The organism is Streptomyces sp. NPDC059008 (assembly GCF_042749045.1).
GTDB lineage: Bacteria > Actinomycetota > Actinomycetes > Streptomycetales > Streptomycetaceae > Streptomyces.
This window is the reverse complement of sequence record NZ_JBHYJC010000009.1, coordinates 48,548-70,309: the sequence shown is the minus strand read 5'-3', so window position 1 is coordinate 70,309 and position 21,762 is coordinate 48,548. Positions and strand designations below refer to the sequence as shown.

17 protein-coding genes are annotated in these 21,762 nt (G+C 73.4%); 5 read left to right on the top strand and 12 right to left on the bottom strand.

Annotated features, from left to right (window positions below; genetic code table 11):
- Positions 1-51: 51 nt before the first annotated feature.
- From ACFWZH_RS14140 to xylB, 3 genes are all read right to left on the bottom strand, one after another.
- Positions 52-1,464, bottom strand: a complete 1,413-nt coding sequence (locus tag ACFWZH_RS14140; protein ID WP_384429683.1) for a family 2B encapsulin nanocompartment shell protein — start codon at positions 1,462-1,464, stop codon at positions 52-54.
- A 163-nt stretch (positions 1,465-1,627) separates the two neighbouring features.
- Positions 1,628-2,917: an ROK family protein gene (locus tag ACFWZH_RS14135; protein WP_384429306.1), complete on the bottom strand. Its 1,290-nt coding sequence runs from the start codon at positions 2,915-2,917 to the stop codon at positions 1,628-1,630.
- A gap of 160 nt (positions 2,918-3,077) precedes the next feature.
- Positions 3,078-4,508 (bottom strand): xylulokinase, encoded by a 1,431-nt coding sequence (gene xylB, locus ACFWZH_RS14130; protein WP_384429303.1) that lies wholly within the window; start codon positions 4,506-4,508, stop codon positions 3,078-3,080.
- A 128-nt stretch (positions 4,509-4,636) separates the two neighbouring features.
- Here xylB and xylA point away from each other — a divergent pair, with 128 nt between their 5' ends.
- Positions 4,637-5,800 (top strand): xylose isomerase, encoded by a 1,164-nt coding sequence (gene xylA, locus ACFWZH_RS14125; protein WP_384429300.1) that lies wholly within the window; start codon positions 4,637-4,639, stop codon positions 5,798-5,800.
- A gap of 20 nt (positions 5,801-5,820) precedes the next feature.
- Here the strand turns inward: xylA and ACFWZH_RS14120 are convergent, their stop codons facing one another.
- Positions 5,821-6,786 (bottom strand): acetylxylan esterase, encoded by a 966-nt coding sequence (locus ACFWZH_RS14120; RefSeq protein ID WP_384429298.1) that lies wholly within the window; start codon positions 6,784-6,786, stop codon positions 5,821-5,823.
- A 134-nt stretch (positions 6,787-6,920) separates the two neighbouring features.
- Between ACFWZH_RS14120 and ACFWZH_RS14115 the strand changes: the two genes are divergently transcribed.
- Positions 6,921-7,772, top strand: a complete 852-nt coding sequence (locus ACFWZH_RS14115; protein ID WP_384429295.1) for a hypothetical protein — start codon at positions 6,921-6,923, stop codon at positions 7,770-7,772.
- Positions 7,773-7,947: 175 nt separating this feature from the next.
- Here ACFWZH_RS14115 and ACFWZH_RS14110 read toward each other — a convergent pair whose 3' ends face one another.
- The 7 genes from ACFWZH_RS14110 to ACFWZH_RS14080 form a co-directional block, all read right to left on the bottom strand.
- Entirely contained in the window at positions 7,948-8,778 is an 831-nt protein-coding gene (locus tag ACFWZH_RS14110; protein WP_384429292.1) for an amino acid ABC transporter ATP-binding protein, read from the bottom strand.
- Between the two features lie 5 nt (positions 8,779-8,783).
- Positions 8,784-9,569 (bottom strand): amino acid ABC transporter permease, encoded by a 786-nt coding sequence (locus ACFWZH_RS14105; protein WP_384429289.1) that lies wholly within the window; start codon positions 9,567-9,569, stop codon positions 8,784-8,786.
- Between the two features lie 11 nt (positions 9,570-9,580).
- Positions 9,581-10,378 (bottom strand): basic amino acid ABC transporter substrate-binding protein, encoded by a 798-nt coding sequence (locus ACFWZH_RS14100; protein ID WP_384429286.1) that lies wholly within the window; start codon positions 10,376-10,378, stop codon positions 9,581-9,583.
- A gap of 172 nt (positions 10,379-10,550) precedes the next feature.
- Positions 10,551-11,471 carry a homocysteine S-methyltransferase gene (mmuM, locus tag ACFWZH_RS14095; RefSeq protein ID WP_384429283.1) on the bottom strand — a complete coding sequence of 307 codons (921 nt, stop codon included), beginning with the start codon at positions 11,469-11,471 and terminating at the stop codon, positions 10,551-10,553.
- Positions 11,472-11,630: 159 nt separating this feature from the next.
- On the bottom strand, positions 11,631-14,657 hold the full coding sequence (locus ACFWZH_RS14090) for a glycoside hydrolase family 2 TIM barrel-domain containing protein (RefSeq protein ID WP_384429279.1): 3,027 nt from the start codon (positions 14,655-14,657) through the stop codon (positions 11,631-11,633).
- Positions 14,658-14,807: 150 nt separating this feature from the next.
- The gene (locus ACFWZH_RS14085; protein ID WP_384429276.1) at positions 14,808-16,127 is read right to left on the bottom strand and encodes an SWF or SNF family helicase; all 1,320 of its coding nucleotides are present in this window, start codon (positions 16,125-16,127) and stop codon (positions 14,808-14,810) included.
- Positions 16,124-19,069, bottom strand: coding sequence for an SNF2-related protein (locus tag ACFWZH_RS14080; RefSeq protein ID WP_384429274.1), 2,946 nt, complete (start codon positions 19,067-19,069; stop codon positions 16,124-16,126). The genes ACFWZH_RS14085 and ACFWZH_RS14080 overlap by 4 nt, the downstream gene beginning before the upstream one ends.
- A gap of 148 nt (positions 19,070-19,217) precedes the next feature.
- Between ACFWZH_RS14080 and ACFWZH_RS14075 the strand changes: the two genes are divergently transcribed.
- Entirely contained in the window at positions 19,218-19,400 is a 183-nt protein-coding gene (locus ACFWZH_RS14075; RefSeq protein ID WP_384429271.1) for a hypothetical protein, read from the top strand.
- A gap of 46 nt (positions 19,401-19,446) precedes the next feature.
- On the opposite strand, the gene ACFWZH_RS14070 is transcribed toward ACFWZH_RS14075, so the two are convergent.
- Positions 19,447-20,229 carry a hypothetical protein gene (locus ACFWZH_RS14070; protein WP_384429268.1) on the bottom strand — a complete coding sequence of 261 codons (783 nt, stop codon included), beginning with the start codon at positions 20,227-20,229 and terminating at the stop codon, positions 19,447-19,449.
- A gap of 89 nt (positions 20,230-20,318) precedes the next feature.
- Between ACFWZH_RS14070 and ACFWZH_RS14065 the strand changes: the two genes are divergently transcribed.
- The gene (locus ACFWZH_RS14065) at positions 20,319-20,666 is read left to right on the top strand and encodes a hypothetical protein (RefSeq protein WP_384429265.1); all 348 of its coding nucleotides are present in this window, start codon (positions 20,319-20,321) and stop codon (positions 20,664-20,666) included.
- Positions 20,667-20,799: 133 nt separating this feature from the next.
- Positions 20,800-21,699, top strand: a complete 900-nt coding sequence (locus tag ACFWZH_RS14060; protein ID WP_384429262.1) for an oxygenase MpaB family protein — start codon at positions 20,800-20,802, stop codon at positions 21,697-21,699.
- The last annotated feature ends 63 nt before the right edge of the window (positions 21,700-21,762 follow it).

Genomic DNA, 21,762 nt, shown 5'->3' with positions numbered 1-21,762 from the left:
GCGGGGATGCGGGCCCGCCCAGGGCGGCGCGGTCTCTTTCCGCGCGTCTGCTCAGTGGCCGATCTGTACGTCCTCAAGAACGCCCAGCGCGTCGGGCACGAGAATTGCCGCCGAATAGTAGGCGCTGACGAGGTACTTGATGACTGCCCGGTCGTCGAGACCCATGAAACGCACCGAAAGGCTCGGCTCGTATTCATCGGGAATTCCGGTCTGATGCAGACCGACCACGCCCTGATTATCCTCGCCGGTACGCAGCAGCAGAATGGAACTGGTCCGCTCCTTCGTCACCGGAATCTTGTTGCAGGGGAAGATCGGTACCCCGCGCCAGGACGGCAGCGAATGCCCCATGAAGTCCACCGCGGTCGGATACAGCCCGCGAGCACTGCACTCCCGGCCGATCGCGGCGATCGTCTGCGGGTGGGCGAGCAGGAAACCCGGGTCCTTCCAGACCGTCGCGAGCAGCTCGTCGAGGTCGTCCGGGGTGGGCGGGCCGCTGCGGGCGTGCACACGTTGCTTGAGGTCGGCGTTGTGCAGCAGCCCGAACTCGGGATTGTTGATCAGCTCGCTCTCCTGGCGCTCGCGCAGCGCCTGGATCGTGAGCTTCAGCTGCTCCTCGACCTGGTTCATCGGATCGCTGTAGAGGTCACCGACCCGGCTGTGGGCGCGCAGCACCGTCTGGGCGACGCTGAGTTCGTACTCCCGCGGCGTCAGGTCGTAGTCGACGAACGTGCCGGGCAGTGCGGGCTCGCCGTGGTGTCCGGAGGCGACCGAGACCGCGGACTCGCCGCTGTCGTTCGTCGGGTGCGCCGGGTCGGCCACGCCCGCGGCCAGATGGTCGCGCAGCTCGGGAGAGCGGTCGACGACCTCCTGCGCGGCCTGCCGTGACAGCGACAGGACGGTCACCCGGGTCACCGCGCGATAGGAGAACTGCCAGGTCCCCTCGGCGGCGGTCAGCGGCCCGTCACCGAGGTGGTCGCCGCCGGCCAGCGCCTCGAGCGCGGTCTCCTCGCCGTATTTGCCGCTGCCGATGCGGTCCACCCGGCCGTGCACGATCAGCACCAGCCGGTCGTCCGGCGTGCCGGCCTCGGCGATCAGCTCGCCGGGCGCATAGGCGTGCTGGGTGAATCGCTCGCCGAGCGCCGCGAGGACCTCGGTATCGGTGAATTGCCGCAGCGCGGGCAGCTCGCGCAGCTCGTCGGGGATCACCGAGACATCGGAGCCGCTGATGGCGAAATCGATGCGTCCGTCGCCGAGGGTGTAGGTCAACCGGCGGTTGACACGGTAGGTGCCGCCGGACACCTGCACCCAGGGCAGCAGCCGCAGCAGCCAGCGGGATGTGATGCCCTGCATCTGCGGCGGGGTTTTGGTGGTGGTCGCCAAATTCCGCGCGGCGGTGGTACTGAGGCTGGAATTCGGGGCGTTTTCCGCACTGCCGTGCAGCGACTCGTCGGCAATCGTCACAATGCGACCTATCTCCTCGAAGGGTGCGATGCGGCCGCCCCGAAACCCTCCGTCACGACAGTTCCGCGGCAGCCCGCCGAACCGACCGTAGTCGGGCGCTTTTTATCGGCACAATCGCTCGATGGAGTGGCATGGAAATCTCTTTCCATGGAAAGGTTTAGGCGATTCAGTCCCGGGGAGAGTGTGCCGGGGCACGGAAGTTGAGGGGATCGTCGAGCACGGCCTGGAGGGCGGCGTGCGCCGCGCCGAGCAGGGGGCCGTCCGCGCCCAGCCGCGACACCGTCACCTTCGGCCCGCCACTGCGCGACGGATCCGCCGCGACCGCCGTCCGCAGCGCCAACTCCCGCTCCAGGGACGGCAGGACCCAGGGCGCCAGCCCGGCCAGCGCACCGCCCAGGACCACCGCCTGGGGATCGAGCAGGTTCACCGCCCCCGCAAGCGCGATCCCGAGCGCGGTCCCCGCCTCGCGCAGTGCCCCTACGGCAGCCGCGTCCCCCTCGGCGGCCCGGCGCGCCAGCAACGCCGTACGAGCCCCAGGCCCCGGATGCGCGGCCGCCGCCCCCTCGGGCGTGATCCCGCCCGCGCGCAGTACGGCCCGCTCGCCCGCGTACAGCTCCAGGCAGCCGCGCCCGCCGCAGTCGCAGCGACGACCGTCCGGATACACCGGGACGTGCCCCAGCTCACCCGCGAACCCCCGTGCCCCCCGTAGCAGTTGACCGTCCACCACCACCGCGCCACCGATCCCGATCTCCGCCGAGACATGCACGAAGTTCGCGGGTGCTCCCGGCGGTTCGGCGCCGTCGCCACCCCACCGCAGCTCGGCCAGCGCACCCAGGTTGGCCTCGTTCTCCACGGTCAGCGGGATGCCGTCGAAACCGTGCCCCGGGGCCGCCGCCGAGGCCAGCCCCAGCGCCAGATCGGCCGCCCGCCAGCCGAGATTGGGCGCGTGCACCACCGTCGTCGAGCCCCGGGCCACCAGGCCGGGCACCGCGACCGCCAGCCCGGCCGGCCGCAACCCCTCCGCCGCGATCCGCGCGGTCACCTCCGCCAGCAGCGCCGACAGCCGCCGCAGCACCGGGCCGGGCTCGCTCTGCCGGTTCGCCGCGTCGGCCGCCACCCGCGCCCGCACCCGGCCGCGCAGATCGACCGCGCACACCGCCAGATGGTCGACGCCTATCTCGGCCCCGAGCCCGGCCGGACCGTGGGCGCTCACCGCCAGTTCACTGCCGGGCCGCCCCCGCCCGCTGGGCGCCGCCCGCCCCGTCTCCACCAGCAGCCCGGACCGCAGCAGCTCCTCCACGAGCGGGGCCACGCCCGCCCGGGTGAGCCCGATCCGCGCCGCGACCGCCGACCGGGACAGCGGCCCCTGCGCGGCCACGGCCCGGAGCACCCGGGCGAGATTGCGGCGGCGGATGGCGTGGGGGGTGTCGGCGGTGGGTGGGGGTGTGGCGGGCACGGCGAGCTCCTCGATGTTCGGCCCCCGCCCCCCACCCCCCGTCTCCTGCCCTCCCCCCTACGGGGGGAGGGCAGGAGGGGGGCGGGGGAGGGTGTGTGGGTGGGGTGAGGGGGCGGCAAAACGCCCGAACCCGGCTGATTTCACCAGCCCGGCCGAACGACTACCCCCGCAGCAGCGCCTCGCCGTGCGTCAGCGTCGCCCGGATCCGCTCCCAGGCGGCCGCGTCGCGCTCCTGCGCCTCGTACTCCGCGCCGCGGGCCGTACCCCAGCGGCGCGCCACCGCCGCCGGATCCTCGCCCAGCAGCAGCCCCGCCGCCTGCGCCGCGGCACCGAGCGCGACCAGCTCCTGCGCCTCGGGCACCACCACCGGGCGCCCGGACAGCCGCCGCACGGTCTCCCGCCAGGCCCGGCCCTTCGCCCCGCCGCCGATCAGCAGCAGCGGTACGTCCGCCGCGATGTCCCCGTCGAGCACCCGGTCCAGCGCCTCCAGCAGCGCGAACACCGCGCCGTCGTAGGCGGCCTGCAGCAGCTGGCCGGCCGTGGTCTCGTGCCGCAGCCCGTGCACCAGGCCCGACGCGCCGGGCAGATTCGGGGTCCGCTCACCGTCGAGGAACGGCAGCATCACCACCTCGCCACCCGCCTCCACGGCCTCCCGGTCGCGGCCCAGCAGCGCCGCCACCCGGTCCACGGCGAGCGTGCAGTTCAGGGTGCAGGCCAACGGCAGCCAGTCGCCGCGGGCATCGGCGAAGCCCGCCACGACGCCGGTCGGATCGGTGGGCCGGTGGGCCGAGACCGCATAGACCGTCCCCGAGGTGCCCAGGCTCAGCACCGGCTGCCCCGGGCGCAGCCCCAGGCCGAGCGCCGCCGCCATGTTGTCGCCGGTCCCGGCGGCCACCAGCGCACCGTGCGGCAGCGGCAGGTCGTCGGCGTGCACGGTCCCGGCGGCCTCCCCGGGGAGGGCCACCCGCGGCAGCGCCTTCGGGTCCAGCCCGACGTGCGCGAGGATGTCCGCGTCGTACGACCCGGTCGACGACGCCCACCAGCCGGTGCCCGACGCATCGCCGCGGTCGGTGACGGCCTGGCCGGTCAGCCGCTCGACGAGGTATTCGTGCGGCAGCCGCACCGCGGCGGTACCGGCGGCCGCCGAGGGCTCGTTGGCCTGCAGCCAGGCCCACTTGGCCACCGTGAACGCCGGCGTCGGCACGCTCCCGACCCGGTCCGCCCAGGCCTTCGCGCCGCCCCGCTCCGCGATCAGCCGCGCGCTCTGCGCCGCCGGGCGCACGTCGTTCCACAAGATCGCCGGGCGCACCGGCTCACCGGCCGCGTCCAGCGTCACCAGCCCGTGCTGCTGCCCGCCTACGGAGACCGCCGAGGCCTGCCGCGCCGCGTCGCCGCACTGCGTCAGCGCCTCGCCCAGCGCCCGCCACCACTGCCGTGGGTCGCTCTGCCGGCCCTCGCCGCCGCTGACCGTGTGCGGCGCCTGGCCCCGGGCGACGACCACACCGGTCTCCGCGTCCACGACCAGCGCCTTGGTGGACTGCGTCGAGCTGTCCACCCCGACGACGAGCGGTCCCGCTGCCTGTGCGCCCATCGTGCACTCTCCCTTGGCGGCCCGTATTCCCCTGGTCTGTGTCCAGGGGGTTCCCCGGTGTGCTGCCGCATATTAGTTTGACCGCGGAATTTGTAAAGCGTGTTGACGAAATGACCGAGGGAGTCGCGATGCGCCACCAGCCCGTGCCCGAGGACAAGTTCACCTTCGGCCTGTGGACGGTCGGCTGGCAGGGCCGCGACCCGTTCGGCGACCCCACCCGGCGAGCCCTGGACCCCGTCGAATCCGTCCACCGCCTCGCCGCTCTCGGCGCGTACGGCGTCACCTTCCACGACGACGACCTGATCCCCGCCGGCGCCGGCGACATCGAGCGCGCGGCCGTCGTCACGCGCTTCCGGCAGGCACTGGACGCCACCGGACTCGTCGTCCCGATGGCGACCACCAACCTCTTCACCCACCCCGTCTTCAAGGACGGCGCCTTCACCGCCAACGACCGCGGCGTCCGCCGCTACGCCCTGCGCAAGACGCTGCGCAACATCGACCTCGCCGCCGAGCTGGGAGCCCGTACCTACGTCGCGTGGGGCGGGCGCGAAGGCGCGGAGTCCGGCGCCGCCAAGGACGTACGAGCCGCCCTGGACCGGATGCAGGAGGCCTTCGACCTCCTCGGCCAGTACGTCGTCGAGCAGGGCTACGACCTGCGGTTCGCCATCGAGCCCAAGCCCAACGAACCACGCGGCGACATCCTGCTGCCCACCGTCGGCCACGCCCTGGCCTTCATCGAACGGCTGGAACGTCCCGAGCTCTACGGCGTCAACCCGGAGGTCGGGCACGAGCAGATGGCCGGGCTGAACTTCCCGCACGGCATCGCCCAGGCGCTGTGGGCGGGCAAGCTCTTCCACATCGACCTCAACGGCCAGAACGGGATCAAGTACGACCAGGACCTCCGCTTCGGCGCGGGCGATCTGCGGTCCGCCTTCTGGCTGGTCGACCTCCTGGAGACGGCCGGCTACGACGGGCCGCGGCACTTCGACTTCAAGCCGCCGCGCACCGAGGACCTGGACGGCGTCTGGGCCTCGGCGGCCGGCTGCATGCGCAACTACCTGATCCTCAAGGAGCGCGCGGCGGCCTTCCGCGCCGCCCCGGCCGTCCAGGAGGCGCTGCGCGCCGCCCGCCTCGACCAGCTGGCCCGCCCCACGGCCGAGGACGGCCTGGCCGGGCTGCTCGCCGACGCGACCGCCTACGAGACCTTCGATCCCGCGGCGGCCGCGGCCCGGGGGATGGCCTTCGAGCAGCTGGACCAGCTGGCGCTGGAGCACCTGCTGGGCACGGCCTGAGGCGGCGGCCGCGGCGCCCGTCAGCCGAGCAGTTTGCGCGCGTAGGCGATCTCCGCGGCCCGCTGTTCTCCGCCGCCGCCCTCATGGGCGTTGAACCGCCACACCTTCAGTTCCTTCGCGCCCGCGTAGTGGTGGTACGCGGCGAAGCCGGTGGACGGCGGGGCCACCGCGTCGCGCAGTGCCGTGCCGAAGAGCGCGGGGGTGGTGGCCCGGGTCGCGAAGTTCAGGCCGTCGAAGTGGTCCAGGGTGTGCAGGGCGGTGTCGACATGGCCGCGGGCGCCGGCGAAGTAGCGGGTGAGTTCGCCGTACGGGCCCTCGTCCGTGATGTCGATCGCGCGCCGGATGTGCGTCAGGAACGGCGCGTCGATCAGCGCGCCGGCCAGACCCGGCACCAGTCCGGTCATCGCCAGGGCGAGGGCGCCGCCCTGGCTGCGGCCGGCGACCACGATCCGGTCGGCGTCCACTTCGTCGTGGCCGCGGGCCGCCTCCACGGCCCGGACGGCGTCGGTGATCAGCCGCCGGTAGTAGTAGTCGTCCGGGTCGAGCAGGCCCTGGGTCATTTTGCCGGGCACCCCCGGGTTGCCGTAGCCGGCCGGGTCGGGGGTGTCGCCGGGGTAGTCGGGGCCGCTCTGGCCCCGGGTGTCCATCACCAGCGTGGCGTACCCCGCGGACGGCCACAGCAGCCAGTTGTGCGGCAGCAGTCGGCCGCCCCCGTAGCCGAGGTACTGCACGACGCACGGCAGCGGCCCGGCACCGGCGCGCGGCGCCAGGAACCAGCCGCGGATGCGGTGTCCGCCGAAGCCGGAGAACGCGACGTCGTAGCAGCGCAGGAGGGGCAGTCCGGGGTCGATCTCGGTGAAGCGCGCGTCGAGGTCATGGGTACGGGCCTCGTCCAGGGTCCGCTGCCAGAACGCGTCGAAGCCGGCCGGTTCGGGAAGCGGTGGGCGGTAGCTGCGCAGCTCGTCCAGGGGCAGGTCGGTGAACACGAGAAACCTCCGGGCCGTAGGGTGGCTTGCTGCCTGTCGCCACGGTGCCCAAGGGGCGGACATTTCAGACGCGGAATGTTCCAGGTTGGTCACCGAGTCCCTCAAAACCCCGTAAAGAAGCGATCATTTCCGCTATGAGTTTTCCTCCGCCTCCGCCGTCGAACCAGCCGCAACCGCCGAACCAGCCGCCCCACGACACCCCGGGCGGATTCGGCCCGCCGGCCGGCGGCTACGGCCCCGGCGGTCAGGCCCAGGGCGGATACGGTCCTGGCGGCTACCCCCCGCCCCCGGGCGGCAACCAGGCCCCCGGCGGCTTCGGCCCGCCGGCCGGCGGCTACGGCCCTCCGGGGGCGGGCGGCCCGTCCGGGCCCGGCGGCTGGCAGCAGCAGCCGCCCGGCCCGCCCGGAGGCGGCGGTAACGGCAAGGTCATCGCGGCGATCATCGGGGCCGGTGCGGTCGCGCTGGCCGCCGTCATCACCTTCGTCGTGATCGCCAACGACGATGACGACGACAACAACCGCGCCCGGCCGGCGTCCAGTTCGAGTCCGAGCGCCACGCCCTCCGACAGCGCGTCCCCCTCGCCCTCGGAGTCCTCCGGCGCCGCGGACTACGGGAGCACGCCCACGCCCACCAGCAGCACGATCCCCTTCTATCTGCTGAAGGTCGGCGACTGCTACGACCTCCCGAAGGACGGCCGCGGCAACAACGACGCGGCCTCGTGCGACGGCCCGCACGACGCCGAGGTCGTCACCACCCACCGCCTCGGCACCGGTCTGACCACCGAATCCGAGATCAAGGACAAGGCGTCCGCGCTGTGCCGCAACGAGCTGGAGCGCAAGGCGGCCCGGCAGCCCGCCGGCACCGCCGAGGGCACCTACGTCCAGTACCCGTCCCTCAAGGGCTACAAGTTCGGCATCAAGTCCGTCAGCTGCAGCCTGATGGGCAACCGGTCCGGCACCAAGAAGCTCACCAAGCCGCTGTCCTGAACCGGGACGGTCGCCTTCGGCGTCGGCACCCGCCGTCCAGGAGACGGCCCTGAGCGTGCGCCGCACGCGACAGGGCCGTCGGCCGGGCCGAAGCGGCGGTCGTCGACGAGGGCGGGTGCGGCGGCCGCCGACCGCGACGCCCGCGGTCCTCAGCGGGCGTCGCGGCCCTGACCGGTCAGACCTGTTCGACCGCCGCGTCCCCGCCCGGGTCCGCGACCTCGCCCATCTCGGCGGCCGCCGGATCCAGCACCCGCGCCAGGAACGTCCGGGTCCGCTCGTGCCGGGGAGCGCCCACCACCTGCTCCGGAGTGCCCTCCTCGACGATCACCCCGCCGTCCATGAACACCACCCGGTCGGCGACCTCCCGGGCGAAGCTCATCTCATGGGTGACGACCAGCATCGTCATGCCCTCCCGCGCCAGCCCGCGCATCACCGCCAGCACATCGCCGACGAGCTCGGGATCGAGGGCCGAGGTCGGCTCGTCGAAGAGCATCAGCTCCGGTTCCATGGACAGCGCGCGGGCGATCGCCACCCGCTGCTGCTGCCCGCCCGACAGCTGCGCCGGATAGGCCGCCGCCTTGTCGCTCAGCCCGACCCGCTCCAGGTTGGCGCGGGCGATCCGCTCCGCGTCGGCGCGGTCGCGGCGCAGCACCCGCCGCTGAGCGATCGTCAGGTTCTCCAGCGCGGTCAGATGCGGAAAGAGGTTGAAGGCCTGGAAGACCATCCCGATCCGCCGCCGGACCAGATCGATGTCCACGTCCGGGTCGGTGACATCGGTCCCGGCCACCGTGACCCGTCCCGCGCTGGGCTCCTCCAGCAGGTTCACGCAGCGCAGCAGCGTCGACTTCCCGGAACCGGAGGGACCGATGACGCACACCACCTCTCCGCGCGCCACCGAGAAGTCGACCCCGCGCAGCACCTCCAGCTCGCCGAACGCCTTGCGCAGGCCCTGTACGTCGATGGCCTTCGCGTCCTCGGCGGACGCGGCCGCCCGGTCCGTCGTCATGCAGTTCACCTGGCCTTCGCCGTACGGGCTTCCAGCCGCCGGACCAGCTGGCCGAGCGGGAGGGTGATCACGAGGTAGAGCAGCCCGGCGATCAGGATCGGGGTCAGGCTCTTGTGCTCATTGAGCGCGTCCCGGCCGAAGTTGGCCAGCTCGAACTGATGGAGCGCCAGTCCCAGCAGATAGACCAGCGAGGAATCCTTCGTCAGCAGGATCAGTTCGTTGGTCAGCGGCGGCAGCACGATGCGGAACGCCTGCGGAATGACGATCGACACCATCGCCCGGCCGTGCGACATCCCCAGCGAACGCGCCGCCTCCGTCTGGCCCTTGGGCACCGCCTGGATTCCCGCCCGGATGGTCTCCGCCATATACGCGGCGCCCACCAGGCCGAGGGACAGCATCACCGTCACGTTCATATCGAGCGCGACCTCGAAGGCCAGCGGAACACCGAAGCCCAGCGCGATGAACACCAGCAGCGCCGGGATTCCGCGGAAGAACTCGATATAGGTGATGGCGATCCAGCGGTACGGCGGCACCGACGACAGCCGCATCAGCGCCAGTATCAGGCCGAGCGCGAGGCCGAACCCGAATCCGAGCAGGGTGTAGATGACGGTGTTGACCAGCGCCGTGGTGATGATCTCGGGGAACAGCGCCTTGGCGACCTCGACGTCGAAGAACGCCGACCGCAGCTGGTGCCAGTCGGCGACCAGCGCGATGACCACCACGGCGACCACCAGGACGCCGTACTGCACGCCGCGGATCAGCCGCGCGCGCCGTCTTTTGGACAGGGGCATCAGGACCGGCCTCAGCTCTGCGGAGTGGTGCCGAACCACTTCTTGTAGATCCGGTCGTAACTTCCGTCGGACTTCGCCTTCTTGATGGCCTCGTTGATCTTCTTGCGCAGGGCGTCGTTGCCGGTGCGCACGCCGATTCCGTAGTGCTCACCGGTGTTGAATTCCGCGGTGACCTCGGTGTCCGCGTTCTGCTTCACATAGTCGAAGAGCACACCGTTGTCGTTGATACCGGCATCGACCTGGCCGGACTTCACCGCGGTCAGCAGCAGCCCCAGATCCTCGAACTCCACCAGCTCGACGCCCTTGCCGTGCTCCTTGGCGTAGATCCCGCCGGTGGTGGCCTTCTGATAGCCGAGCTTCTTGCCCTTGAGGTCCTCGACCTTCTTGTAGGCCTTGCCCTTCTTGGTCAAGAGCGCCTGGGTGGCGTTGAAATAGGGGTCGGAGAAATCCATCACCTTGTCGCGGGCCGGCGTGATCGTCATGCCGGCCGCGGCCAGATCACACTTGCGGACGGTGAAGTCCTGACCGGTCTCGATGCCTTCGAAGGGCGTGTTGACGATCTCCTGCTTGACGCCCAGATCCTTGGCGACCAGATCCACCAGGTCCACGTCGAACCCGACGACCTTGCCGTCCTTCTTCACCTGGAACGGCGCGTACGGAAGGTGGGTGCAGGTCTTGAGAGTGCCGGAGGAGACCAACTCCAGGCCGCCGGAACCCTTCTTCCCGTCGGACTTGGTGCTGGTGCACCCCGCCAGGACGGCGACGGCCGCGGCAACGGCTATGACAGGCAACGCTGAGCGAGCGGACACCGGTCCTCCAGTGCGTGACGAAGATCATCCATGTGGTGCGTGCTGCGATGTGGCCTGCATACTGCCACCCACCAGCAGGGCTGTCGCCGCTGCTTCGGTTGCGTCTGTGTAACGCCTTCGACCCGCGTACGCGTCCGAACCGACCGACGGTCCCGCTTTTTGCGGCCGCCCCTCAGCGGCCCAGACCGGCCGCCAGCCCGGCGATGACATCCGGCCCCACCCGGCAGCAGCCGCCGATCAGCCGGGCGCCGTCCGCCGCCCAGCCGGCGACCCGCTCCGCGCCGAACGCCGGGTTGCCGTACCACGCCCGCGCCTCGGCGTCCCAGCTCTCCCCGCTGTTGGGGTAGACCACCACCGGCTTGCCGGTGACCCGCGTGGCCGTCCGCACCGCCCGGTCCGCGTCGTCGGGCGCGCAGCAGTTCACCCCCACCGCGATGACCTCGTCCGCGTCGGCGGCCACCGCGAACGCCTCGGTCAGCGGCTGCCCGGCCCGGGTGCGGTCACCCGCGACGCTGTACGACAGATAGGCCGGCACCCCGAGCCCGCGGACCGCCCGCAGCAGCGCCCGGGCCTCGTCGGCGTCCGGCACGGTCTCCAGCGCCAGCACGTCGGGTCGCGCCGCGGCCAGCACCTCAAGGCGCGGCCGGTGGAACCGCTCCAGCTCCGCCACCGACAGGCCGTAGCGGCCGCGGTATTCGGAGCCGTCCGCCAGCATCGCCCCGTACGGACCCGCCGACGCGGCCACATACAGCGGCCCGGCGATCCCGCCGGCCTGCGCCAGCCCGGCCGCCTCGCGGGCCAGCTCCACACTCCGGCGCAGCAGCTCCGCGGCCTGCTCCTCGGCGATGCCGCGCCGCGCGAAGCCCTCGAACGTCGCCTGATAGCTGGAGGTGATCGCGACCTGCGCCCCGGCCTGGTAGTACGCCAGATGCGCCCGCACGACGGCCTGCGGCTCCTCGGCCAGCAGCCGGGCCGACCACAGCGCGTCGCTGAGGTCGGCCCCGGCGGCCTCCAGCTGATTGGACAACCCGCCGTCGAGGACGACCGGCCCCGCGGCGAGCGCGTCGGCGAGCGAAGGGGAGGTGCTGACCATGGTGCGAAGCCTCTCGATGCGCGGTGCCGGCCGGGCGCTCTCCCGCCCGGCCCGCCGGATTCCCGGCCCGGTGCGCCGGTCGTCCGCTCTCCCTTCGGATCGTAGCGCCGGCCGCTGACACCGCCGGCGGCCGGCGCCTCGCCCCGGCGCCCCGCGGGCTCAGCGCAGTGACGCTCGGCGCAGCGACGAGAACACGAACGAGAACCGCGCCGGGGCCGCCTCCAGCCGGTGCCGCGGCAGCACTCCCGGCCCGCACGACTGGCTGCCGATGCCGTGCTGGGCGTGGTCGAGATGCAGCCAGAGGTCCTCACCGGGCCGCAGGTCCGTGGTGTGCCGGGCCGCGGTCAGCTCCTCGTCGGTCCACCGACGGGCGGAGAAGGAGAAGTCCGGGTCGCCCTCGATGCGCAGGCCCGAGCCGTCCGTACGGGTCAGCCGCACCCAGCGCACCCCGGGCCGCGCACCGTTCTCCTGCGGTCGGACGTACGGCGTCTGCAGCGCGTCCACCGGCATCGTCCAGCGGCCGAGCCGTGCGGCCTGCCGGGTGTCCGGATAGCCCTCGCCGGGCCCGCCGCCGAACCACTCCGCGAACCCCAGGCTGCCGCTCACCGACATCCGCACCCCGAGCCTCGGCAGCGCGACCGGCCAGTCGCCCTCGGGATCGACGGTCAACTCCAGCCGCAGCGCCTCGCGGTGGGCGCTCCACCGGTAGACCGTGCGCAGCGCCAGGGGCGACCCGGCCGGCGCGACCCGGGTACGGACCACCAGGGCCTGCGGGCCGGACTCGACGGCGTCGACGCGGTGCCGCATCCGGTGCAGACCGAGCCGCCGCCACTCGGTCGCCGGCCGCGGCCCCGGCTGCCAGGGCGCGGCCTCGTCGTTGTCGGTCGGCGCCCGCCAGACGTCCAGCCGGGGGCCGCGGAGCTGTACACCGTCCAGATAGCCGAGCGCCCCCGTGGTGGCGTCGAAGGTCCCCGGACCGAGGAGGATCACATTGCCCTCACCGCGGCGCGGCCTGGCGGTGGCCGCCGGGAGAGCGGCGACGGGGCGCCGGCCGGCCGGCACCTGGCCCCAGCCGATCTCGTGCCCGGCCGGCGCCCATGCGGCGTCCTCGTCCAGCACCGCCCGCACCGTCCAGACGGCCTCCCCCTCCCGCTTCTCGGCCGGCGCCTCCGGCAGCGCCACCACGGCCGACTCGCCCGGCGCCAGCGCCGGCACCTCCAGCCGCCCGTGTCCGCGCACCTCGCCCTCCACCTCGTACCGCCAGAGGAAGGCCAGGTGCCCCAGGCCGGCGAAGTCGTGCAGATTGGTGATCCGGACCGCGTCCGCCGGGCCGTCGCCCGCGGCCTCGCCCTCGATCCGCACCGGCTCGACGACCTTCTTGAACTCGATCAGGCCCGGTGAGGGCGCCCGGTCGGGGAAGACCAGCCCGTCGCAGACGAAGTTCCCGTCGTGCAGCTCCTCACCGAAGTCGCCGCCGTAGGCGTGGAACACCGCACCGTCCGGTGTCCGCTGCCGCAGCCCGTGATCGATCCACTCCCACACGAAACCGCCCTGGCAGCGCGGGTAGGTCTCGAACAGCCGCTGGTACTCGCTCAGCCCGCCCGGCCCGTTGCCCATCGCGTGCGCGTACTCGCAGAGCAGGAAGGGCAGTCCACGCCGCCGGGCGTCGAGGTCCGGATCGGCCAGCGGCTCCTCGGCGCGCTGCCCGATGCGCTCCACCTCGGCGTGGTCGGCGTACATCCGGGAGTAGACGTCGGTGTCGGCGCAGCTGCGGTCGCCCTCGTAGTGCAGCGGGCGGGACGGGTCGCGTTCGCGCATCCAGGAGGCCATCGCGGAGAGCCCGCGGCCCGTCCCGCACTCGTTGCCCAGCGACCACAGCACCACGCTGGGGTGGTTCTTGTCCCGCTCGACCATCCGGCGGGCCCGGTCGAGCAGGGCCGGCTCCCAGCGCTCGTCGTCGACCGGGTTGTCCCGCCAGCCCTGCTGGGCGAAGCCGTGCGTCTCCAGATCGCACTCGTCGACGACCCACATGCCCAGCTCGTCGCAGAGGTCGAGGAACGCCGGATGCGGCGGATAGTGGCTGGTGCGCACCGCGTTGATGTTGTGCCGCTTCATCAGCAGCAGATCCCGGCGCATCGTCTCCGGGCCGACGGTGCGCCCGTAGAGCGGGTGGAACTCATGGCGGTTGACGCCGCGCAGCAGGATCCGGTGGCCGTTGACCTTCAGCAGTCCGTCCTCGACCCGGACCGTACGGAACCCGATCCGCAGCGGGACCCGCTCGCCGGCGGTGACCAGCTCCCCGTCGTAGAGGTGCGGCTCCTCGGCGGTCCAGGGGCGCACCGGGACCGTCGCGCTCTGTCCGGTCGCCAGATCGAGCCCCAGTTCCGGTACGGTCACCCGCCCGCCGGGCTCGCACTCCACGCGCAGTGTGCCCCGCCCGGTGACGTGGTCGAACCCGGCGTGCACGAAGTGGTCGAGGACCGAGCCCTCGGGACGGCGGTGGACCGACACGTTCCGGAAGATGCCCGGCAGCCACCACTGGTCCTGGTCCTCCAGATAGCTGCCCGACGACCACTGGTGGACCCGCACCGCCAGCACGTTGCGGCGCGGCCGCAGCAGATGTCCGACCTCGAACTCGTGCGGCAGCCGGCTGCCCTTGAAGTGCCCCAGCTCCCGCCCGTTGAGCCACACCCGGGCGCAGGACTCCACCCCGCCGAAGTGCAGCACCGCGGGCCCCTCGTCCCAGCCGTCGGGCAGATCGAAGACGTGCCGGTGGTCGCCGGTGGGGTTCTCGTCCGGCAGCCTCGGCGGGTCGACCGGAAAGGGGTAGGCGGTGTTGGTGTACGCGGGCGCGCCGAATCCCTTGAGCGCCCAGGTGCCCGGCACCCGCAGCTGCTGCCACTGGGCGTCGTCGAAGTCCGGGCGGGCGAACGCGTCGTCCTCGGCGTCGGCGCGCGCCGACAGCCGGAACCGCCAGGTGCCGTGCAGCGACAGCCGGACGGCGTCCGATCTCGCGTACCAGGCGCGCGGCGGCAGCGCTCCGCTGCCCGGCGAGCGGTCCTCGTAGTACCGGAGGCGGGGGTGCGGGTGGCCAGGGGGGTGCGGTGCGCGGTGCGTGTCGTCGGCGGTCCGTTGCGGCTGTCCGTGAGTCGGCTGCTGCGGCGCGTGCTGCGAAGTACCGGTCACTGGTCCTCCTGCTGCGGGCGACTTGCCTGGCGGGGGGTGGGCTCAGCGAATCACGGCCGGGGGCACGGCGCAGCCGGATGGGGCGGATCGGGCCGGCCAGACGGGGCCGGTGATCGCCCCCGGCCCGTGGTCACGCCGCCCCTGGACCGCTCACTCCTGCGCCGACAGCCCCGCGAGCGCGCCCGCCGGATCGTCCGTGGCCGGGCCCGCGGGCACCCACCGCCCGCCCTCCCTGCGATACGGCCACCAGCGGCCGTCCCGCCCGTAGCGCAGCTGGGCATCGCCGCCGACCACCGTCCAGCGGTTGCCGGCGGCCCGCAGCCGCGGCCGGGTCTCGCCGTCCCCCCAGGCGGCCGCGAGCCGGCCGGCCGCCCGCGCCAGCGCCGCCGGCTCTGGTGTCCACTCCTCCTCCAAGACCGCGAGCCCGGCGGCGCCACCCAACTCCCAGGCCCGTACGGCCAGTGCCAGACCCCGCGGATCGCGCCCCGAACCGGCCGCCAGCCGCGCCGATATCTCCTCTCCGGGACCCCTCGCCGCCATGCGCACCGCGTCCTGGGCGGGCGTCAGAGGGGGCGGCGGCACACTGTCCGGGTGCCCGGCGCCGAGCGCGTCCGCGAGCAGCCGCTGGGCGCGCGCCGCGGTGTCCTCGATCAGCAACTCCAGTGCGGCCACCGTCACTCCGGGCGCGGGCGGGGTGCCGCCGCCGAGCGCCGGTGCGGCGCCCGGGGTGTCGACCGGCGGCGGTGGCGCGGGCAGCGGCGGCAGGATGTCGCGCGCCGCGTACGCCTCGGTGGCCGGCACCCCGCCCGCGCCCGGCTCGGCGGCCGGCGCGTCCTCGCCCACGGGCACCGCCGCCCGTGACGCGCTGCGCGCCTGCAGCTCGTCGAGCAGCTCCCGCTCGCCCCGGCCGCGCAACAGCAGCAGCACGAACGGGTCCTCGTCCAGCAGCCGCGCCACCTGATAGCACAGCGCCGCCGAATGCGCACAGTGGTCCCACGCCCCGCAGCCGCACTCCGACTCCAGGTCGCCGATGCCCGGCAGGAGTTCGATCCCGGCGGCGGCCGCGTCCTCGACCAGGACCGGCGGCATGTCCCGGTCCAGCAGCGCCGCGATATGCCCGGCCCGGTCCGCGACCAGGTCCAGGAAGCGGTCCCAGTCGGCCGCGCTCAACCGCTGCAGCAGGACGTCGGACCGGTGGCGCGTGTGGTCGCGGTCCTGGACCAGCGCGGTGATCCGCCCGGGGCGTACCGACACCGCGCCGACCGCACCGGCCCGCGCATGCCGCCGTCCCCGTTTGACCTGCTCGCCGTCGAGCGCGGAGTCCTCCAGCGCCTTGAGCCACGCCTGTCCCCACCAACTCCGCGCGAAGGACCGGCCGCGCGTCACCGGCAGCGCGGCGAACGTCCGCTCGGGGGCGGCCGCCGCGGCCCCGTCCGAGTACCCCGCCGTGTCGTTCCCGGGTGTGTTCATCGCTCGCTCCCTCGCAGTGCGACCAGGTCCGCCAGCTCGGCGTCGGTGAGTTCGGTCAGCGCGGCCTCGCCGGATCCCAGGACCGCGTCCGCCAACCGCTGCTTACGGCAGAGCATTTCGGCGATCCGGTCCTCGATCGTGCCCTCCGTGACGAACCGGTGCACCTGCACCGGCTGGGTCTGCCCGATGCGGTACGCACGGTCGGTGGCCTGCGCCTCGACGGCCGGGTTCCACCAGCGGTCGAAGTGCACGACATGCGAGGCCCGGGTGAGGTTCAGCCCGGTACCGGCCGCCTTCAGCGACAGCAGAAACACCGGCGCCGCACCGTCCTGGAACCGCCGCACCATCTCCTCGCGCCGGGCCACCGGCGTCCCGCCGTGCAGCAGTTGCGTGGGCACCCCCCGAGCCGCCAGATGGGCCTCCAGCAGCCGCGCCATCTGCACGTACTGCGTGAACACCAGCACACTCGCGCCCTCGGACAGGAGGGTGTCGAGCAGCTCGTCCAGCAGCTCGACCTTCCCCGAGCGCCCGGAGACCGTGACGGCCGCGGCGGCCGCCGCGCCGTCCTTGGGGCCGTACTCCTTCAGATACTGCGCGGGGTGGTTGCAGATCTGCTTGAGCGAGGTGAGCAGTTTGACGACCAACCCGCGGCGGGTGAACCCGTCCGTCCCGGAGATCTCGTCGAGCCCCTCGCGCACCACAGCCTCGTACAGCCCGGCCTGCTCCCTGGTCACTGCCACCGCACGGTCGGTCTCCGTCTTGGGCGGCAGCTCCGGCGCGATCCCGGGATCGGACTTGCGGCGGCGCAGCAGGAAGGGCCGCACCACCCGGGCCAGCCGCTCGGCCGCCGCGCCCGCCTCCGCGGACGCCGCCACGCCGCCCTCGACGGCCTGCGCATACCGCGTACGGAACCGGCCGAGCGGCCCCAGGAGGCCGGGCGTCGTCCAGTCGAGGATCGCCCACAGCTCCGACAGGTTGTTCTCCACCGGGGTGCCGGTCAGCGCCACCCGGGCCTTGGCGGGAAGGGTCCGCAGCGCCTTGGCGGTCGCGGAGAAGGGATTCTTGACGTGCTGCGCCTCGTCGGCGACGACCAGCCCCCAGTCCACCTCCGCGAGCCTCGCGGCATCCAGGCGCATCGTCCCGTACGTGGTCAGGACGAACTCGCCCTCCACCAGGGAGCCCAGGCTGCGCCGCCCGGCGTGGAAGCGGCGCACCGGTGTGCCCGGTGCGAACTTCTCGATCTCCCGCTGCCAGTTGCCCATGAGGGAGGTGGGGCAGACCACCAGCGTCGGACCGGCGGACGCACGTTCCTGCTGCCGGTGCAGATGCAGCGCGATCAGCGTGATCGTCTTGCCGAGCCCCATGTCGTCGGCGAGACAGGCGCCCAGCCCCAGCGACGTCATCCGGTGCAGCCAGCCGAGACCGCGCAGCTGGTAGTCGCGCAGGGTCGCGGTGAGCGCCGCGGGTTGCCGGACCGGGGAGCCGTCGGCGCCCTCGGGGTCGGCGAGCCGGTCGCGCAACCGGGCGAGCCAGCCCGAGGCCTGCACCTCCACCCGGCCGCCGGCCGGGTCCTCGGCACTGCCGGTGAGCGCGGCGCCGAGCGCGTCGAGCGGGGTGACCTTGTGGTCCCGGCGGTCGCGGGCGGCCCGTACGGCCTCCGGGTCGATCAGCGCCCACTGGCCGCGCAGCCGGACCAGCGGCCGCCCCGCCTCGGCGAGCCGGTCCAGCTCCGCCCTGCCGATCTCCTGGTCGCCCACCGCGAACCGCCAGCTGAACGACAGCAGCGCGTTCGCCGACAGCAAGGACGGCAGCGCCGACTCCGGCGCGTCCGGGCCGGTGCCGTCCGCCGCGTCGGGCGGCCCCACCACGGCCCGGCTGGTCAGGGTGCGTGCCAGCGCCTTCGGCCAGTGGACCTGCACTCCGGCGGCGGCCAGCGCCCGCGAGGCCGGCCCGAGCAGCTCGGCGACCTCCTCGTCGGCGAGCTGGAGCACGTCGGGCACCGCCGCGGACAACAGGGGGGTGAGCGGAGCCCAGGCACCGGCCGCGCGGCGCAGCGTCAGCAGCGTGTCCATCCGTGCCCGAGGCCCGAACGCCTGCCCCGCCGGCGAGGTCCCCACCCACACCTCGGCGGCGTCCGCGACCAGCGTCGGGTCGGTGAGGCTGTGCAGCTGCAGCACGGCGGTGAAGGAGGGGGAGGAATCGGTGTCCCCAGGGGGCAGCGAGGCGTCCTGACCACCGGGGCCGTCCACCCCCTCGACCTCCACCCGCAGGGAGACCCGTACGCCCGCGTCATGGCCGGCGGCGACGTCCGCGGCCCAGGCGCGCTGCTCGGGGACGTGACTCGGCGCGGCCGCCGCGAAGGCCGGCGCGCCGGTGACCAGCGCCGCGGCGGGGGAGCGCGGCAGCCCGTCCGCCACCGCGTCGAGGAAGGCCCGTAGTTGCCACTCGGGGTCGGGCAGCGCCACCGGGTCGCTGTCCGCAAGGGGGACCGCGTGCGCGTACGGCGGCATCGCGGCCGCGAGATCACGCAGCCGCCCGACGTCCCCCGGATCGAGCGGACCCGCCCGCCAGGCGTCGAACCCCTCGGGGCTCACCCCTGGCAGCAGCCGTCCGCGAGCCGCCAACTGGAGCGCCAGCACGGCCGCGGCCCCCCAGAAGGCCGCCGCCGGATGGGTGCCCCGGGCGGACCGGGCGCGCGTGAGCACGGGCAGCGCGTCGGCGACGGGCAGCACCAGGGCGGGGACCTCGCACACCTCGACCGCACCGTCCTCGCCGGGCAGGGCGACGCCCAGCCGGTCGTGCGGTGTGTCGGCGACGGGCTCGCCGTCGGGGCGCCAGAAGGCGACCCGCCCGGCTCGTGGCGGATCCGACGGCAGAAAGACCGCCGCACAGCGGGCGAGCTCGGCGGGCCGAGCCGGGGTGACCGTGGGGAGGGAGGGCACTGGGTCCGGGACTCCTCAAGTTTGACTAATGGCGCCTGAAGCGCCCGAGGGTACAGCACGGCGGCGCCGTGCAGGGAACCTGCGGCGTCGAAACGGCGTTCAATGGAGTACACAGAGTGCGGCGGGCGCCGCGAAAGGGGCGTGAAGGATGTCCACACAGGCGAAGGTCGCGATCGGCGGCGTTGCGGTGGGAGTGATCCTGCTGTGGCTGCTGCCCTTCTGGGCGGCCGTATTGGTCATGGTCGGCGTCCCGGCCGTCGCGTATCTGACCCTCGACTCCTCCCAGCGCCGCCGCCTGCGCCGGGTCGGTCGCAAGCAGCTCGGTCGCTGAGCCGACGGGCCCCCGCCGCGGTCCGCGGGGGCCCGTGCGACTGCGCTCAGACCGGCCGCGCCGCCAGTTCGTCGAGCGACGCCAGCAGACCGGGCAGCTCCGGCCCCCGGCCCACGGGGTGCACCTCGCCCGGCTCCTCGTCCAGCAGCACGAACGCGATGTCGTCGGTGCGCGCGACCATGCTCCAGCCGGGCCCGTCGACCCGCAGCGTCCGGGCCTCCCCGGCCGCGAACGACGACCGCACCCGGCCCGGAGGCGGCGGATCGGCCACATAGCCACGGGCCTCCTCCAGCACCCGCCGTACGCCCTCGTGGGCCTCGTCCCCCGGTGCGGCGAAGCTGACGTCGCCATCCACCTGCTCGCGCCACGCCGCCCACTGCATCGCGATCTCGTCCGCACCGAGCCGCCGTTGGGCGGGGCCCCACTCCGCGGCGTCCGGTGGGGCGAGCGGCGCCGGATCACCCTCCTCCGGCGGGGGGTCGTGCGGCTGCGGCACGCCCGGCGCCGACACGGCGAGGGCCAGCGGCCAACCGGGAAGCGCGGCGACGATGCTGCTCTCCCCGGGCGAGAGGTCGTACTCCATACCGCAGTCCCAGGCCGCGATCGCGCAGGCCACCAGCGACACGTCCTCCGTCGCCACCGTCCAGCGCGCGCCGGAGCCGTCCTGGCCGAGGACCAGCCCATAGCCCTCCGCGTACGGTTCCAGGCCGAGGCCCGCGCACACCTCGGGGTAGTCGTCACCGAGCACGCTCGGGAACTGCGCGGGCGTCAGCAGCACCGCCGTCAGCACGAACAACTGGTCGTTGTCGGCGCTCTCGGTCGTGGGCACGAGGCCTCCCCATCCCGGTCCGTGGCTCAGTACGTCGGCGCACCCTAATGGGGTTGGTAGCGGCTTGTCACCAGCCCTACGCTGCGCCTATGTGTTTCTACAGCCGCCGGATGCACTTCGTGTGCCTGAGCTGCCGGACCGCGTGGAAGAGGACACCGACCGGGCCCGGCCCCGGACACTGCCCGCAGTGCCGCGGCGAGCTGATCGACGCGGGCGCCGATCTGGCGGTCCCCAAGCGGCGGGACGTGGCGGGCTGGCGCGCTCTGGAGGCGGTACTGCGCGCGGGCCTGACGTTCCACGGCGGCTGCTGCGGTACGGGCCCCGGCTACCGCCCGCGCACCCCGCGCGAGGTCCGTGAGCGGCTCGCGCTGGCCGGGCGCACCGGTATGCCGGTGCGGCGGGCGCTGGCCGTGGCGGACCCTACGGCGATCTCCTGAGGCGGTGGAATCCGGCTCCTGAGGCGACGGAATCCGGCCATGCGCCGCCGCAATCTGGCGGCCGTCGCCATCCTTCAACCCGCCTGCCCACCCCTAAAATTGCCCTTTCGGCGATCGAAGGGACAGGTGCCAGGTGCGGCGCTACGACTGGCTCAAGGAGATCCGGCGGCTCGACCCGGAGCGCGACTTCCTGCGGATCTACCGCATCATCGCGACGCACGAGTTTCCCTGGGACATCACCCGGGCCCTGGAACTCGCGCTGTACCGCACCTACGCCGTGCCCAGCATCGGCCGGTTACTGGCACGAACGGCCGAGCTGACGGACCGCACCCAGAAGCGCTATGACGACACCGCCCTCCTTCTGGACGCCGTCCTGGAGCACGGCTTCGACGGCGAGGACGGCCGGACGGCGATCCGCCGTATCAACCAGATGCACCGCCGCTACGACATCACCAACGACGACATGCGCTATGTCCTGTGCACCTTCGTGGTGGTGCCCAAGCGCTGGCTCGACGCGTACGGCTGGCGGCGCCTGACCCGGCATGAACAGCGTGCCGTCGCCGCCTACTACCGCACCCTCGGCAGCCATATGGGCATCGCCGAACTCCCGCAGACCTACGAGGACTTCGAGCGGTGCCTCGACGCCTACGAGGCGGCGCACTTCGGCTGGGACGAGGGCGCCCGACGGGTGTCGGACGCCACCTTGGACCTGATGGCGGGCTGGTACGGACCGCTCGCCCCGGTGGTGCGCGGCGCGAGCAAGGCCCTCCTGGACGACACGCTGCTGGCCGCCTTCCGCTACGACCGGCCCAAACCGGCGGTCCAAAAGGCCGTACGCGGCGCCCTGAAGCTGCGCGCCAAGGCCGTACGGCTGCTGCCGCCCCGCCGCACCCCGCACTACGCCCGCCAGAATCCCGAGATCAAGGGCTATCCGAACGGCTTCCGGGTGGCCGAACTGGGCACCTTCCCCGCCGCCTCTCGCCGCACCGGCGGCTGCCCGGTTCCCCACGGAGAGGACCCGGCGGCGTCCTGAACCACGGGCCGCCCGGTGGCCGGGCTCGGCCCTGGTCTCCGGGCTCAACCCCGGTGGCCGGGC

Excerpts from the sequence above, each read along its gene's own strand:
- xylB (WP_384429303.1), bottom strand. The coding sequence starts at position 4,508 with ATGGGCGCACAGGCAGCGGGACCGCTCGTCGTCGGGGTGGACAGCTCG.
- xylA (WP_384429300.1), top strand. The coding sequence starts at position 4,637 with ATGCGCCACCAGCCCGTGCCCGAGGACAAGTTCACCTTCGGCCTGTGG.
- ACFWZH_RS14115 (WP_384429295.1), top strand. The coding sequence starts at position 6,921 with ATGAGTTTTCCTCCGCCTCCGCCGTCGAACCAGCCGCAACCGCCGAAC.
- ACFWZH_RS14110 (WP_384429292.1), bottom strand. The coding sequence starts at position 8,778 with ATGACGACGGACCGGGCGGCCGCGTCCGCCGAGGACGCGAAGGCCATC.
- ACFWZH_RS14105 (WP_384429289.1), bottom strand. The coding sequence starts at position 9,569 with ATGCCCCTGTCCAAAAGACGGCGCGCGCGGCTGATCCGCGGCGTGCAG.
- mmuM (WP_384429283.1), bottom strand. The coding sequence starts at position 11,471 with ATGGTCAGCACCTCCCCTTCGCTCGCCGACGCGCTCGCCGCGGGGCCG.
- ACFWZH_RS14085 (WP_384429276.1), bottom strand. The coding sequence starts at position 16,127 with ATGAACACACCCGGGAACGACACGGCGGGGTACTCGGACGGGGCCGCG.
- ACFWZH_RS14075 (WP_384429271.1), top strand. The coding sequence starts at position 19,218 with ATGTCCACACAGGCGAAGGTCGCGATCGGCGGCGTTGCGGTGGGAGTG.
- ACFWZH_RS14065 (WP_384429265.1), top strand. The coding sequence starts at position 20,319 with ATGTGTTTCTACAGCCGCCGGATGCACTTCGTGTGCCTGAGCTGCCGG.